Here is a 15324-nt window from a genome sequence, read left to right as displayed (position 1 = left end):
CCGCTTTCAGCGTTTTTTAAAAGTCACCGCATTTCCGGACGGAAAACTGGCGGTGACTTTTCCTTGAAATGCTCTCGTCAGGGCAGATTGTCCCTGAGGAATATGTCGATACGGATACGTTCCTGCGCGGCGATGACGGGCAGGCCGTCGGCCCGCGCCTTCAACACGCGGATGGCGCTGCGCACCTCATGGCCGGCATCCTGGTTGAGCACGGCGTCCAGCAGCCCTTCCCGCAGCGCATTGGCGGTGTTTTCCGTCAGCTCATGGGCGATGACCGAAAGCGCTCTTTCGCCCTCTGCCGCGCCCAGCGCCCGGATGAGGCCGCGATTGCCCGCGCCGAGGCTGTAGATGCCTGACAGTGCGGCATTGCCGAGCGCCTTGCGCACCAGCGTCTCGACGGTCAGCGGATCGTCCCTGCCCTCAAGCACCGGCAGCAGCCGCAATTGCGGAAATTCGGTCTCGATGACGGCGCGAAATCCTTCCAGACGTTCGCGATGGTCGCGCACCAGCATGGAGCCGGCGACGACAGCGACATCGCCGCCGCGCCCGGAAAGAAACCGCCCCATCAGGCTCGCCGCCGTGCGCCCGGCCGCAACGTTGTCCACGCCGGCATAATGATCCCGCCGCGAACCGGAGAGATCGGAGACCAGCGTCACCGTGGCGATGCCGTCTTCCGCCAGCCGGTCGGCGGCTTCGGCGACATCTTCGGAATCGGTGGCGACGAAGGCGACGCCCGAGGGCTTTTCCCGCCGCGCGACTTCGAGAGCCTCCGTCAGCGCCGTAGCATTGAACGGCGGCACCTCGATGACGCGGATCGCCGTGCGCTCCAGATGCGCCCGTGCCGCTGCCGCGCGCACTTCGGCGCGCAGCGTCGCCATGAAGGAATTGTCATTGCCCGGCAGGATGAAGACCAGCGAATAATTGCGGCCCTTGGCCAGATTGGCGGCGGCGATATCGCGCACATAACCAAGCTCGGCAATGGCCGCCTCCACCCGTGCGCGCGTTGCCGCATGCACGCCGGGGCGCATGTTCAGCACCCGGTCTATGGTGGCGAGGCTGACGCCAGCCCGCTCGGCGATATCGTGAACTGTCGGCTTCATGGCTCCTCCCCTCGCTTTTGCATATCCAGCTTTGCGGTCGAGGTAAACTGAAAAATGATGTACGTACCTCATGTTTCGACACCGAGCGGCGATGCGGGTGCATTTTCAACGATCCAGAATGGATGACGACGTCCACACAAACTCTACGTCATCCTCGGGCTTGACCCGAGGATCCACCTTCCGGCGTCACCATGGATCCTCGGGTCAAGCCCGAGGATGACGGCGGAGGGTCTGCATTTAAGCTTATGGCTTATGGCTTCCGTCATGCCGGCCTTGAGCCGCAATCCAGCCGGCGCGGCTCCCGCGCGGCGAAGACTCTTTCAGCCCACGGACTTGGGCTGACTGGATACCCGCTCAAGGCCGGCATGACCGAAGGAGGAAACGGTGCGAACCAGACAAAAAAGGGGCCGTCATTTCCGACGGCCCCAGCTCTGCGGTGGATGGGAGGGGATTTTTTTAGTGCGCCGCGTCTGGCGGCGGCGCTGCCTTGGGTTTCTGGATCAGGATCGTCATGAAGATCAGACTGCCGAACAACAGCGTCAGCGCGAAGAACACATCCGCGAAAGCCAATATCCATGCCTGCTGCGAGACCATGCCGACCAGTTTCTTGATCGCGACGGAAGCGCCGTCCAGCCCGTAGGAATCGTAGTTCGCACCGACGCTGTTCAGCCATTCCAGCGCCTGCGGGTTGGAATAGCTGACATGTTCCGCCAGCCGCACATAATGATCGTCGGTGCGCTGCGACAGCATGGTGTTGATGACGGCAAGCCCGACCGCGCCGCCGAGGTTACGGGTAAGGTTGAACAGGCCGGAAGCGTTGCGGATACGGGCCGGCGGCAGGGTGCCGAGCGCGATGTTGTTGATCGGCACCATGCACATCATCAGGCCGAAACCACGCAGGATCTGCGGGATCAAAAGCTCGTAGAAATCCCAGTCTGTCGTCACATGCGTCATGATCCATGTGCCGCAGCCGAAGCTGATGAAGCCGATGGCCATCATCGCCCGCGGATCGAGCTTGGTGGAAACCTTGCCGGCGATCGGCGCGGTGAAGAACATGGCAAGACCCGACACGAACATGGTCTCGCCGATCATCAGCGCATCGTAACCCCTGACACGGCCGAGATAGAGCGGGTAAAGATAGGTCAGCCCGTAAAGCCCGATGCCCATGACGAAGGAAAACAGCGAGCCGATGGAAAAATTTCGGTCGGCGAAGGCGCGGATATCGACGACGGGGAATTCCACCTTGAAAGCGCGCCAGAAGAACACCACGGCACCGATGACCATCGCGACCGATCCCATGACGATATGCTCGTCGTTGAACCAGTCCTTGTTGTTGCCCTCTTCAAGCACATATTCCAGCGAGCCGAGGAAGACCGCCATGGAGATCAGCCCCCACCAGTCGAACTTCTTCCAGAGCGACTTTTCCGGCTTGTCGAAATCGATCAGGCTCCAGGTGAGGATGGTGACGATGATGCCGGGGATGATGTTGACGAGGAACAGCCAGTGCCAGGAAAAGGCATTGGAGAGATAACCGCCGACCGTCGGGCCGATGGTGGGCGCAAGCGTGGCGACGAGACCGATGATCGGTGACACGACCGAACGCTTCGAGGGCGGGAAGATCGTGAAGGCGGCGGCGAAGACGGAGGGGATCATGCCGCCGCCGATAAAGCCCTGGATCGCGCGATAGACGATCATCTGGTCGATATTGGTGGCTGTGGCGCAGAGCGCGCTCGATATGGTGAAGCCCGCAGCACAGGTGGCGAAAAGCACGCGCGTGGACAGGATGCGCGCCAGCGTGCCCGACAGCGGGATCATGATGACTTCAGCGATCAGATAGGAGGTCTGCACCCAGGCGATCTCATCGGAACCCGCGCCGAGACCCGCCTGGATTTCCGCCAGCGAGGCGGAAACGATCTGAATGTCGAGAATGGACATGAACATGCCGAAGACCATCGCGAAAAACGCGATGAGCCTGCGCCTGTCCATCGGGGGATCGGCGGGGATGGACGCCCCGCCCGTACCGACAACCGTAGCCGCCATGATCTTGACCTCAACGGCGCATCAGCGATGCGCTTTACTTGGCTTCCGGGTTAACTTGCGCGGTTTTGGTGGTTTCCGGCGCCGTGCGGGTATCGACATCGACAACGACGCTGAGGCCGGCGCGCAGATTGTGCCTGGCGAGGTCTTCCTTCGCGAAGACGATACGAACAGGCACGCGCTGGATGACCTTGGTGAAGTTGCCGGTCGCATTTTCCGGCGGCAGCATGGAGAAGACCGAACCCGAACCGGGCGAAATCGACTGTACCGTGCCTTCAATGGTCGCATCGTCGAAGGCGTCGACATGCACGCGCACCTTCGAGCCGGGCACGACGCGGGCAAGCTGCGTTTCCTTGAAATTGGCGTCGATATAGAGCTCGTTCATCGGCACCAGCGAAGCCAGACGCTTGCCGACCGAAACCAGATCGCCGTTCTGCACCGCCAGATTGCCGATGACGCCGTCATAAGGCGCCTTCAGAACCGTGAAGGAAAGATCGCGGGCGGCCTTGTCGCGGGAAAGCTGCAGCGAACGGATCGTGCTTTCGGCTTCCTCGCGCTGGGCACGCAGAAGCTCGACATTTGCTTTCGCCGAAGAGATGGCGGCATCGCCGGCCACGACGTTGGCCTTGGCCTGATCGAGCGCGACCTGCGCATTGTCAGAGGCGGCAACCGTGCCGACATCCTTCGCCTGCAGCTCGCTGGCGCGCTTCTGGGTGATTTCGGCACCGCGAAGGGCCGCATCCAGCGCGCCCTTCTGGGCGACGGCCTGCTCCAGCGAAGCCTCGCCGCCGACGATCTGCGCATCGATGCGCTTCAGCGACAGTTCCTCTGTGCGGATCTGCGCCTCGGCCTGATCGAGCGCGATGCGATAATCGCCGTCGTCCAGCGTTACCAGCGGATCGCCCGCCTTGACTTCCTGGTTCTCGACCACGTTCACCTTGGCGACATAACCCGAAACCTTCGGCGCGATGACGGCGATATCGCCTTCTATATAGGCATCGTCAGTCGAGACCATGAAGCGGCCGTCGATCCACCAGTTGTAACCGTACCAGCCGGCGCCGGCGAGAAGGGCAACGGCGATGACCGGCAGAAGCTTCGAACGCTTCTTCTGCTTCGGCGCGGCAATGGTCTGGGGCTGCTGCTGCGGCGCGGCCTCAGCCGGCTTTGCGGGAGAGGTCTCGGCCTTGGCGGAGATATCCGCCTCTTCCGCATCGTTGGCGGCGCGAACCGCGCTATTCTTCTGGGCCGACATGAGAGTGTACCGTGATAAATTGAAGAAAGTTTTTTCGAACTGAACCGTTCGGTTCGATTGACATAATCTCTTTCCTGACACATATCAAGTGTTATCGAACCGATTGGTTCGACGTTCGGTTAATTTTTTTTACGCCATTGCGATGCTAAGAGGCGCCAGTGATGGCAGGCAAAGACAGGGATATGGAGACGGAAACGGAAACGGGCTGTCCGGGCAATGCCGCCGGGCGTTTTGCGGCGGGTGAAGACCCGGCCAAACGCGAGCAGATTCTGGCGGGCGCCTGGCGTGTGTTCAAGCGCAAGGGTTTCGACGCGGCCAGCATGAACGACATCACGCGCGAAGCGGGCGTTTCCAAGGGCACGATCTATGTCTATTTCTCCAACAAGGAGGATCTGTTCGCGGCGCTGGTCGATCACCACCGGCAGGAATTCGCCACCTCCATGCGCAATATTCTCGCCGGCACCGAAGAGGTGCGCGACGGGCTGAGACAATTCGGCAAGGCCTTCGCCAACAAGATGATCTGTTCCGAGATGATCCCGGCCATGCGCTCGGTGATCGGCGTCATCGACCGCATGCCGAAGCTGGCGCAGCGTTTCTTCATCGCCGCGCCCAACAATGTCCGCACCGTGCTTCAGGATTTCATCGAGCACCATGTCGCGCTCGGCCATCTGAAGGTCGATGACGTGGAACTGGCCGCCCGGCAATATATCGAGCTTTCCACCGGCACCTTCTTCAAGCTGCGCCTGTTCGGAGAGATCGACGGCCCGGTTCCGGAAGAGAAGCTGGACCGGGTGATCGCCAGCGCCATCAAGGTATTCATGGCCGCCTACGGAACCGACAAGGCCTGAGATCATTCAGCAACGGCGTCAGCGCCAATACGCGGACTGCGCGAAATTTCGATGAAATCTTGCGCAGCGGAGCCATCATCTCCTTGTTTCTCGCGTATTGCGCTATAAATTCCACCCACCGAATGTTTCGGCTGGCCTGTTGCTGAAAGGAAAATTTCCCTGATGGAGTCCGTTCTCCCTCTCCTGTCCGACCCCGCCGCCTGGGTGGCGCTCGTCACGCTGATCGTCATGGAGGTCGTGCTCGGCATCGACAACCTGATCTTCATCTCGATCCTCACCAACAAGCTGCCGCCCGAACAGCGCGAAAAAGCCCGCAAGATCGGTATCGGCCTTGCTCTGGTGATGCGCCTCGGCCTGCTCGGCACCGTCGCCTGGATCGTGCAGCTCACCACGCCGGTCTTCGAACTCTTCGGCCATGCCTTCTCGTGGAAGGACATGATCCTGATCGCCGGCGGTCTCTTCCTCGTATGGAAGGCGACCAAGGAAATCCACCACAATGTCGATCCCGAAGACCACAAGGAAGACATGGTCGGCGGCCCTGCCGCGATGAATTTCGGCGCCGCCATCGGCCAGATCCTGCTGCTCGACCTCGTCTTCTCGGTGGACAGCATCATCACCGCCGTCGGCATGACGCCGCATCTGCCGATCATGATCGTCGCGGTCGTCGTCGCCGTCACCGTCATGCTTCTGGCCGCAACGCCGCTCGCCAATTTCATCGAACGCAACCCGACCATCGTCATGCTGGCGCTCGCCTTCCTGATGATGATCGGCACGACGCTGATTGCCGAAGGCATGGGCTTCCATGTTCCGAAGGGCTATGTTTATGCCGCCATGGCGTTTTCGGCGCTGGTGGAGCTGCTCAACATGCTGGCCCGCAACGCGCGGCGTCGCAAGAAGGTGGAGGCGGAAGAGGTGCATTGACCGCACTTCCTTCCGTCATGCCGGACTTGATCCGGCATCCAGTCAGCCCAAGTCCTTGGGCTGAAAAACTCTTCTCGCCGCGCAGACGCGCGTCGGCTGGATACCGGATCAAGTCCGGTATGACGGAAATAATTTCGCCTCTTGCCAAAACAATGACCTTTGCGCATGCTTTTTTCATGCGCCAAGGTTACGTTTATATTCTTGCATCCAAAAGAAACGGTACGCTCTATACTGGCGTAACAAGCGACCTTTCTCACCGTTTATATGAACATCAGAACAACCTGACGCCCGGGTTCACAACCCGTTATGGCGTTAAGACGCTTGTGTGGTTTGAAACATACGATCTCGTCACGGACGCAATTGCGAGAGAAAAGACTATAAAAAACTGGCCTCGGGCATGGAAGATAAAGTTGATTGAAGATCTCAATCCAGCCTGGGACGACATTGCCCATTTTCTTCTCTGACGATGCCTCCGCTCCGTCATGCCGGACTTGATCCGGCATCCAGCCAGCCCAAGTCCTTGGGCTGAAAAGACTCTTCTCGCCGCGTGAGGCCGCGTCGGTTGGATCCCCGCTCACGGCCGGTATGCCGAAGAGATAGGAATGACATCGCCACCCCGGAACCGCTTCACCCCGGCTTGCGTTCTTCGATATCCTCATCGATAGACTCATTCCCGCCGTCTCTCCTTCGAAAGCATAAGCAAGCATGACGACAGACCAGATCCTCGCCTTCACCGTCATCGCCGGCATGATGGTGGCGTTTATCTGGGACAGGCTGCGTTACGATGTCGTCGCCTGCAGCGCTCTGCTCGTGGCCGTGGCGCTCGGTGTCGTGCCTTTCAACAAGGCTTTTTCCGGTTTTTCCGACGATATCGTCATCATCGTCGGCAGCGCGCTGGTGGTCAGTTCGGCAGTGGCGCGGTCGGGCATCGTCGATATGACGATCAAGAAATATTTTCCCGAAATGCATTCCAAGAGCCTGCAGCTCGCCTTCCTGATGATCGTCGTCGCCGTCATGTCGGCCTTCATCAAGAATATCGGCGCGCTCGCCATCATGATGCCGGTCGCCTTCCAGTTCGCCCGCAAATCCGGCAGCCCGGTCTCTTATTACCTCATGCCCATGGCCTTCGCCGCGCTCTTGGGCGGTCTGATGACGCAGATCGGCACCTCGCCCAACATCGTCGTCTCGCGGCTGCGCGAGGAAATGACCGGGCAGAGTTTTTCGATGTTCGACTTCACCCCTGTCGGCCTCGGGCTGACGGTGATCGGCATCGTCTTCCTGACCTTTGGTTACCGGCTGCTGCCGGTGCGCAACCGGCAGCAGGCATCGGTGGAGGATATTCTCGACCAGTCCGCCTATACTGCCGAAGCCACCCTGCCGGCAGACAGCACCCATGCGGAGAAGCCGCTGCGCGAATTGCTGAAACAGGCCGACGGCGATGTGATCGCCAGCACCATCCTGCGCGGGCCGCGGCGCATCTCCCCCTTCCCCGATGTGAAACTGAAAGCGGGCGACACCGTTCTTCTCGAAGGCAGTCCGGAGGGGCTGGACCGCATCGTCTCGCAGGCGAAGCTTCTGCTCTCAGGCAAACCGCTCACCGAGAACGGCCAGAAAACCGCCGATCTCATTTCCATGGAAGCCGTCATCAGCAATGAATCGGTGCTGAGCGGCATTTCGGCGCGCGAGCTTTCGCTCTCCTATACGCGTGGCGTCAATCTGATCGCCGTCAGCCGGCGTGGCCAGCGCGTCAGCCAGCGGCTCTCCGAGCTGACATTGCAGGCGGGCGACGTCATTCTTCTGCAGGGCAGCCGCAAGAACCTGCCGCAGGTATTGCAGGAATTTTCGCTCTTGCCGCTGGCGCAGCGGGAAATACTGCTGGGCGTGCAGCGCCGCGCGCTTTTGCCCGTCCTTGTGCTCGCCGCCGCCATGATCGCTGCCGGGAGCGGGCTGCTGCCGGTCTCGGTCGCCTTTTTCGCCGCCGCTTTCCTGATGATCGTCGTCGGCGCAATACCGCTCACCGAGGTCTATAAATCCATCGACGGGCCGATCCTCGTCATGCTCGCCGCCCTCATTCCCGTCAGCGACTCGCTCCGCACCAGCGGGGCGAGCGAACTGATCGCCGCCTGGCTCGGCCATGCCGCACAGGGATTGCCGCCCTTTGCGGCGCTCGGCATGATCCTGCTCACCGCCATGGCGGTAACGCCCTTTCTCAACAATGCCGCCACCGTGCTGGTCATGGCCCCCATCGCCGCCGGTTTCGCCACCACGCTCGGTTTCCGGCCGGAGGCCTTCCTGATGGCGGTGGCGATCGGCGCGGGCTGCGATTTCCTCACCCCCATCGGCCACCAGTGCAATACGCTGGTCATGGGTCCCGGCGGTTATCGCTTCAGCGACTATCCGCGCCTTGGCCTGCCGCTATCGATCATGATCGTCATCGCCAGCATTCCCATGCTGCTTTACGTCTGGCCAGTGAGCTAGGACTCTCGGCTAGGACGCTGAACCAGCGCGGGCTTCGTATTTCCTTGACGCCTGCGGCAGAATATGGCCTAAGCCGAGACCGAACGGGAATGTGCAAAAGGCGCTTTCATTGCGTCTTCCAACATGATTTCCTGCCGCATCCAAACGAAAACATCGTGACAGACGGGTGAAACCGCCCCGATGTCACTGCCACGTCACGACGAGTGAATTTCATGACCACTTCCGGCGTTCGCGTCCGCATCGCACCTTCCCCCACCGGCGAGCCGCATGTCGGCACCGCCTATATCGCGCTGTTCAACTATCTCTTCGCCAAGAAACATGGCGGCGAGTTCATCCTGCGCATCGAGGATACCGACGCCACCCGCTCGACCCTCGAATATGAGCAGAAGGTGCTTGAAGCGCTGCGCTGGACCGGGCTGACCTGGTCGGAAGGCCCCGATGTCGGCGGCCCTTACGGTCCCTACCGCCAGTCCGAGCGCAAGGCCATGTACTGGCCCTATGCCGAAGAGCTGCTGGAAAAAGGCCATGCCTTCCGCTGTTTCTGCACGCCCGAGCGGCTGGAAGAAATGCGCGAAGCCCAGCGCGCCGCCGGCAAGCCGCCGAAATATGATGGCCACTGCCTCAACCTGAAAGCCGAGGAAGTCACTGCCCGCGTCGCCGCCGGCGAGGCCAATGTCGTGCGCATGAAAATCCCGACCGAAGGCTCGTGCGATTTCCATGACGGCGTTTATGGCGATGTCTCGATCCCGTGGGATTCGGTCGATATGCAGGTGCTGATCAAGGCCGACGGCATGCCGACCTATCACATGGCCAACGTCATCGACGACCATCTGATGAAGATAACCCATGTGGCGCGCGGCGAAGAATGGCTGGCATCCGTGCCCAAGCACATTCTGCTTTACCGTTATTTCGGCTGGGACCAGCCCACGTTCATGCATCTTTCGCTGATGCGCAACGCCGACAAGTCGAAGCTTTCCAAGCGCAAGAACCCGACCTCGATCTCCTATTATTCCGCGCTCGGTTACCTGCCGGAAGCGCTGATGAACTTCCTTGGCCTGTTCTTCATCCAGATCGCCGAAGGCGAAGAACTTCTGACCATGGACGAGCTGGCGGCGAAGTTCGACCCGGAAGCGCTTTCCAAGGCCGGCGCCATCTTCGACATCCAGAAGCTGGACTGGCTGAACGGCCGCTGGCTGCGCGAGAAGCTTTCGCCGGAAGAATTCATTGCCCGCACGCTGGAATGGGCGATGGAAAATGCCCGCCTGACCGAAGGCCTGAAGCTTGCCCAGAGCCGCATTTCCAGGCTTGGCGAATTGCCGAACCTCGCCGGCTTCCTGCTGGCGAGCGATGTCGGCCTGACGCCGGCTTCCTTTGCCGGCCTCAAAAGCAAACCCGAGGAAATCCACGAAATCCTCACCACGGTTGCCGCCGATCTTGAAAAAATGCCGGACTGGAACGTGGAAGCGATCGAGGCCGAACTGCGCGATGTCGCCGAACGCACCGGCAAGAAGCTGCGCGTCGTGACGCCGCCGCTGTTTGTGGCCATGTCCGGCTCCTCGCGCTCGCTGCCGCTGTTTGACTCGATGGCGCTGCTCGGCCGCTCCGTGGTGCGCCAGCGGCTGAAAATGGCGATTGCCGTTGTGGCCACGATGGTTGGCAGCGGAACGTAAGACAAAGCGGCGAGGCTTTTGATTGTTGGCCACGCTCATCAACGGTCGTCATCCTCGGGCTTGACCCGAGGATCCACGTCAGTTCGATGAGTTTCGACAGGAAGACGAGCCGCCTGGAGAATGGATCCTCGGGTCAAGCCCGAGGATGACGGATGTGGAAAGTGTGGGCGCATATTTGGCGACCGCAGCAGCAAACAGAACAATGTGCCCATAAAGGCGAATACGATGAACGACAAGACGACCGAAACCACCGCCCTCTCCTCCGACGCCACCGAAGTGCGCCGCCAGAAACTTGCGCTGCTGCGCGAGCAGATCGGCGATGTCTATCCGGCGCATTTCCACCGCACGCTGACCAATGCGGAGCTGGCGGAAAAATATGCCGATATCGAAGCCGACGTCGAAACCGGCGATACGGTGACGGTGGCCGGCCGCGTTTATTCCTCGCGCAATTCCGGCATGTTCATGGATATCCATGACGCCTCCGGCAAGGTGCAGATCTTCTCCCACAAGGATACGACGCCGGAAGCGGCGCGCAACCTTTTGCCGATGATCGATATCGGCGACATCATCGGCGTGACCGGCAAGGTGCGCCGCACCAAGCGCGGCGAGCTGACGATCAACGCCGAAGAAATCACCATGCTGACGAAGTCGCTGCTGCCGATGCCCGAAAAGTGGCACGGCGTCTCCGACATCGAGCTGCGTTATCGCAAGCGCCATCTCGACATTCTGGCAAACGAAGAATCCAAGCTGCGCTTCCTGCAGCGCTCGAAGATTCTCTCCGGCATCCGCCGCTTCATGGAGGCCGAAGGCTTCCTCGAAGTGGAAACGCCGATGCTGCAGACCATCTATGGCGGCGCGACGGCCGATCCGTTCAAGACCTTCCACAATACGCTGAAGATGGACATGTATCTGCGCATCGCGCCGGAACTGTACCTGAAGCGCACGCTGGTTTCGGGCCTCACCGACAAGGTCTTCGAAATCAACCGCAACTTCCGCAACGAAGGCGTTTCCACAAGGCACAATCCTGAATTCACCATGATGGAGTGCTACTGGGCCTATGCCGACTACGAGGACATCATGGGTCTCGTCGAGCGTCTGTTCGAGACGCTGGCGATTGCCCTGCACGGCACGACCGAAGTTGAATTCCAGGGCCAGACGATCTCCTTCAAGGGCCCCTTCAAGCGTGTGCCGATGCCCGACGCGGTGAAGGAAGCGACCGGGATCGACTTCCTTGCCATCAAGACCGACGAAGAAGCCCGCGCTGCCGCCAAGGCTGCCGGCTTTGCGGTGGAGAAGGACTGGACCTGGGGCGAATGCCTTGCCTTCATCTTCGAGGAGAAGGTGGAAGGCACGCTGATCCAGCCGAGCCACGTCACACATTTCCCGAAGGACATCTCGCCCTTCGCCAAGGAAGTGCCGGGCGAACCGCGCCTCGTCGAGCGTTTCGAAAGCTATTGCAACGCCTGGGAAGTGGGCAACGCCTTCTCCGAACTCAACGATCCGGAAGAACAGCGCCGCCGCATGGTGGAGCAGCTGGAGCAGGCGCACGCCCGCGGTGAAAAGGACAAGCAGCTGGACGACGAGTTCCTCGACGCCATCGATCAGGGCATGCCGCCCGCCGGCGGCCTCGGCATCGGCGTCGACCGCCTGATCATGCTTCTGACCAACGCCCCGTCGATCCGCGACGTCATCCTCTTCCCGGCCCGCCGCAACAAGGCGGACTGATCGGACGAAACCAGGGGCGACCTCACGGCCGCCTTCCACTTCCCGATTTTCCCGCTGGTGGCGAAGGGGCGTGTTTTCCTGACGTCATCCTTGGGCCTGTCCCAAGGATCTAATCGCGTCCAACAAAATCAATCCGTTGCAGATCCTCGGGACAGGCCCGAGGATGACGTTGGAGAGTGTGGCGAGGTTTCGCCCCGTTTGTCTGTCGGTTTTCATCTCCATACATAGACGCTCGCAAGTAATTATCCGGTCTCCAGTGGACGGATCACATAAGTTTATTTAACTTTCAGTAGAATATAATGGCGATCTCGCCTCAACTTATGATACCCATTCCCCATCATTCGCATTGTGTTTGACGGCTTTCGATCAGGACCGCCGGGGGAGATACGCATGCCCGAGAATGAGCTTCCCAGATATCAGCCCGATATGTTCGCGACACCCGAAAAGGAATGCGACGTCGTTATGAAAGGCGGCATCACCTCCGGTGTCGTTTACCCCTATGCGGTTCTGGAACTGGCGCGCCGGTATCGCTTCCGCTCGATAGGCGGCACGTCGGCCGGGGCGATTGCCGCCGCCTTTGCGGCGGCGGCGGAATATTCCCGCACCGTCAGGCGCGATCCGGATGGCTTTGTCCGCCTGCAGGCCCATTGCGATACGATACCGACCATTCTGGGCAGGCTTTTCCAGCCAGAGCGCCGGTTTCGCCCGCTGATGCGTTACCTGCTCTGGGCGCAGGCGGGTGGCTGGCCGGGCAAGGTTCTCGGGCTGCCCATGGCTTTTCCGCTGGCCTCGCTGGCGGGCATGGTCATCGGCGCCGGCCTGTTATGGGCCCTGGGCGGCAACTATGCCGGATCGGTTCTCGGCGGATTTGTGGGGCTGGCGGCGGCGATCCTCATCCAGGTCCTGTGGCTGGTTCTGCACCGGTTGCCGCAGGAAGGTTTCGGTTTCTGCTCGGGATTGACGGTTACGGGTGCGGATGTTCCCGGCCTTACGGAATGGCTTCATGCATCGATCCAGGACATCGCCTTTGGCAGCGAAGCCGCGACAGCGCCGCCGCTGACCTTTGGCGATCTCGCCGGCGAAGACCCGGAAAAGCCGGTCATAAACCTGAAGATGGTGACGACCAACCTGTCGATGCGGCGGCCGCACACCCTTCCCACGACCAACCTGCTGGTGGCTTACGACCCGACGGAATGGCGCGAGCTTTTTCCCGCCGCGGTGATGAACTGGCTGAAGCAGATCGCGACGCCGGGCGGCCCTTTTCCAGAACTCCGGGCTTTTCCAGACCCCGCCCAGTTGCCGGTCATCGTCGCCACCCGCATGAGCCTGAGTTTCCCTGTCCTGTTCAAGGCCATTCCCGCCTATACCAACGACCGTGGCACGCTGGATATCGTGCGGCGTCTCAGCGATGAAACGCGGCCGGTCATGAAAGCGAAAATCTGGTTTTCCGACGGCGGCATCAGCAGCAACTTTCCCATCCACCTCTTCGACGCCCTGCTTCCGTCGCGTCCCACTTTCGCCCTCAGCCTCGATGAATTACCGAAATCCATAGCCGGCAGCACGAAGCGCGTCACGATCCCGCAGGCGGCGGGCGAAGGAATAGGCGTGCCGGTTCACAGGATGGAAAAAATGAGCGGTTTCCTCGGCAACATCCTCAGTTCGGCGAAGGACTGGCAGGATCAATCGCTTGCCACCATGCCCGGCCAGAGGGAGCGCATAGCCCGTGTGTTTCTCAACGAGGAGGAGGGCGGGCTGAACCTCACCATGCCGGCGGAGCGCTCGGCAAAGCTGATGAGCTACGGTCTCGAAGTCGGATCGCTTTTTGCAAATGGCGCACTGGATTTCGATGAACATCGCTGGCGACGGACGCTCGTTGCCTATGACCGACTGGAAGATGCGGTGCTTGCGACCGAGCGCGTGTGGAGCGACGGCAAATATGAAGACTGGCTGACGGATTATGTCGGCAGGATCGAAAGCTACAAGGACGTGACCAAGGCTGAACGGGAAAAGCTGATCGCCCGCATTGCCGCCTTTGCCGCCCTGTCGCAGAGTTTTTCGCCGGCCATCGTTAACAAGCGCAAGAAGTTTCCAAATCCGGCCGGTCGCCTGCGGATCGGGCCGGATATCTGACCCGCCCGCTGCAAGGTCTCAAGGCGGTTTCGGGAAGCACCAGCCCCCACCCGCCTATGGGCTTGCGGCCTTTTTCTCCGCGCCGGCTTCCTCGGCCAGTGCATTCCCGGCGGCCGGCTTCTCTTCCGCCGCCTGCGCGGTTGTCGAGCCTTTGCCGAAGATCAGCGATTTCAGGTAGGACAGGCTGAAGATGCTGTCGCCATCGGCTTCCGGCGTCGAGGTCAGAAGTTCGTCGGCAGCGGGTTCGCCATTCGCTTCGGGAGACGGGGTCTCGCCCTTGGCTTCCGCACCGGCCCCGCCTTCCCCGGCTTTCGCCGGCGCGCCGCCGTCGCCGTCATCCCCGGTTTCGCTGCGCCCGCCCTCGCTTTTCGTGGGCTTGCCTTCCTGGGCCTCCGAGCCGGCATCGGAAGCCGGCGTGGCGCAATCGGCGAATTCGCTGAGGCCTGCCGCCATTGCTTCGGTATCTTCCAGCGGCAGATCGATGCGTAACCCGTAAAACTGGCCGCTGCCATTTGCCGCGCCATCGTAATAAAATGCCGAATAACGATGGGCCTCGGCGCCTTCCGGGATTTTTGCCAGGTCCGGAATGAAGACCACCTGTGCCGCAATGGCGCGACCGCGCATTTCCGAACGCAGCTGCGGGCCGTTCTTGTCGAGCACGGAGACCTGCACCAGATCGGGCTTCTGCCTGTCGTAAACCGCCTTTGCAACACGAAGCGCGGTCTTCAGCCGTTCGGGGCCGTCACCACCTCCGGTGCGGATGAATTTGCGCACCCATAAGGAACCGTTCTTGCGGATATTGACTGTCTGGACTGCGTCGCAGGAAAGCCCGTTGGAGGACACGTAGGATCGACCAAGCAGCCGCTCGCTGCCGATGAACACGGCAGCGGAACCGGTCGCACCCGCCAAAAGCAGGATCCCGCCTCCAATCATAACGAGCTTGCGCGAAAACCGCATTCGTCCGAATACAGCTTTCACCCGCAACATCCTGACATCAAGTACCCCGTCTATCGCCCTCACCCCGGAACGTGGCTCGAAGGATGAGCAAAACACGCGGGACAAGCTCCGGACGTTGCTGTCCGAGCCTTGCGATAGTGCCGCTTTCTCATTGAAAAAAGTTTAACCCCACCGGTGGAACGCCGGCAAAAACGCGCCATTTTCGG

11 protein-coding genes are annotated in these 15324 nt (G+C 60.8%); 7 read left to right on the top strand and 4 right to left on the bottom strand.

Annotation, left to right across the window (positions count from 1 at the left end; genetic code table 11):
- Window positions 1–77: 77 nt before the first annotated feature.
- The 3 genes from N5D22_RS18580 to N5D22_RS18570 all read right to left on the bottom strand — a co-directional run bounded on the left by N5D22_RS18580 (window position 78) and on the right by N5D22_RS18570 (window position 4389).
- Window positions 78–1100: a LacI family DNA-binding transcriptional regulator gene (locus N5D22_RS18580; protein WP_020812145.1), complete on the bottom strand. Its 1023-nt coding sequence runs from the start codon at window positions 1098–1100 to the stop codon at window positions 78–80.
- A gap of 456 nt (window positions 1101–1556) precedes the next feature.
- Complete coding sequence (locus N5D22_RS18575; RefSeq protein ID WP_279658802.1) at window positions 1557–3140, bottom strand: DHA2 family efflux MFS transporter permease subunit; 1584 nt, start codon at window positions 3138–3140, stop codon at window positions 1557–1559.
- Window positions 3141–3174: 34 nt separating this feature from the next.
- Window positions 3175–4389 (bottom strand): HlyD family secretion protein, encoded by a 1215-nt coding sequence (locus N5D22_RS18570; RefSeq protein WP_279658803.1) that lies wholly within the window; start codon window positions 4387–4389, stop codon window positions 3175–3177.
- A gap of 161 nt (window positions 4390–4550) precedes the next feature.
- On the opposite strand from N5D22_RS18570, the gene N5D22_RS18565 reads away from it, so the two are divergent.
- The 7 genes from N5D22_RS18565 (at window position 4551) to N5D22_RS18535 (ending at window position 14161) form a co-directional block, all read left to right on the top strand.
- Entirely contained in the window at window positions 4551–5237 is a 687-nt protein-coding gene (locus N5D22_RS18565; RefSeq protein ID WP_279658804.1) for a TetR/AcrR family transcriptional regulator, read from the top strand.
- A 162-nt stretch (window positions 5238–5399) separates the two neighbouring features.
- A complete protein-coding gene (locus tag N5D22_RS18560; protein WP_279658805.1) occupies window positions 5400–6158 on the top strand; it encodes a TerC family protein in 759 nt (252 codons plus the stop codon).
- A gap of 176 nt (window positions 6159–6334) precedes the next feature.
- A complete protein-coding gene (locus tag N5D22_RS18555; protein ID WP_065117070.1) occupies window positions 6335–6622 on the top strand; it encodes a GIY-YIG nuclease family protein in 288 nt (95 codons plus the stop codon).
- A gap of 241 nt (window positions 6623–6863) precedes the next feature.
- On the top strand, window positions 6864–8636 hold the full coding sequence (locus N5D22_RS18550) for an SLC13 family permease (protein ID WP_279658806.1): 1773 nt from the start codon (window positions 6864–6866) through the stop codon (window positions 8634–8636).
- Window positions 8637–8848: 212 nt separating this feature from the next.
- Window positions 8849–10306: a glutamate--tRNA ligase gene (gene gltX / locus N5D22_RS18545; RefSeq protein WP_279658807.1), complete on the top strand. Its 1458-nt coding sequence runs from the start codon at window positions 8849–8851 to the stop codon at window positions 10304–10306.
- Between the two features lie 225 nt (window positions 10307–10531).
- On the top strand, window positions 10532–12031 hold the full coding sequence (lysS, locus tag N5D22_RS18540; RefSeq protein WP_279658808.1) for a lysine--tRNA ligase: 1500 nt from the start codon (window positions 10532–10534) through the stop codon (window positions 12029–12031).
- Between the two features lie 390 nt (window positions 12032–12421).
- Window positions 12422–14161: a patatin-like phospholipase family protein gene (locus N5D22_RS18535; protein WP_279658809.1), complete on the top strand. Its 1740-nt coding sequence runs from the start codon at window positions 12422–12424 to the stop codon at window positions 14159–14161.
- Window positions 14162–14215: 54 nt separating this feature from the next.
- Here the strand turns inward: N5D22_RS18535 and N5D22_RS18530 are convergent, their stop codons facing one another.
- Window positions 14216–15118, bottom strand: coding sequence for a hypothetical protein (locus N5D22_RS18530; protein WP_279658823.1), 903 nt, complete (start codon window positions 15116–15118; stop codon window positions 14216–14218).
- Between the last annotated feature and the right edge of the window lie 206 nt (window positions 15119–15324).

Source organism: Agrobacterium sp. GD03872, from assembly GCF_029840625.1.
Classification (GTDB): domain Bacteria; phylum Pseudomonadota; class Alphaproteobacteria; order Rhizobiales; family Rhizobiaceae; genus Agrobacterium; species Agrobacterium fabrum_A.
Note: the sequence above shows the minus strand (reverse complement) of the source record. Positions and strands in the feature narration are given on the sequence as shown.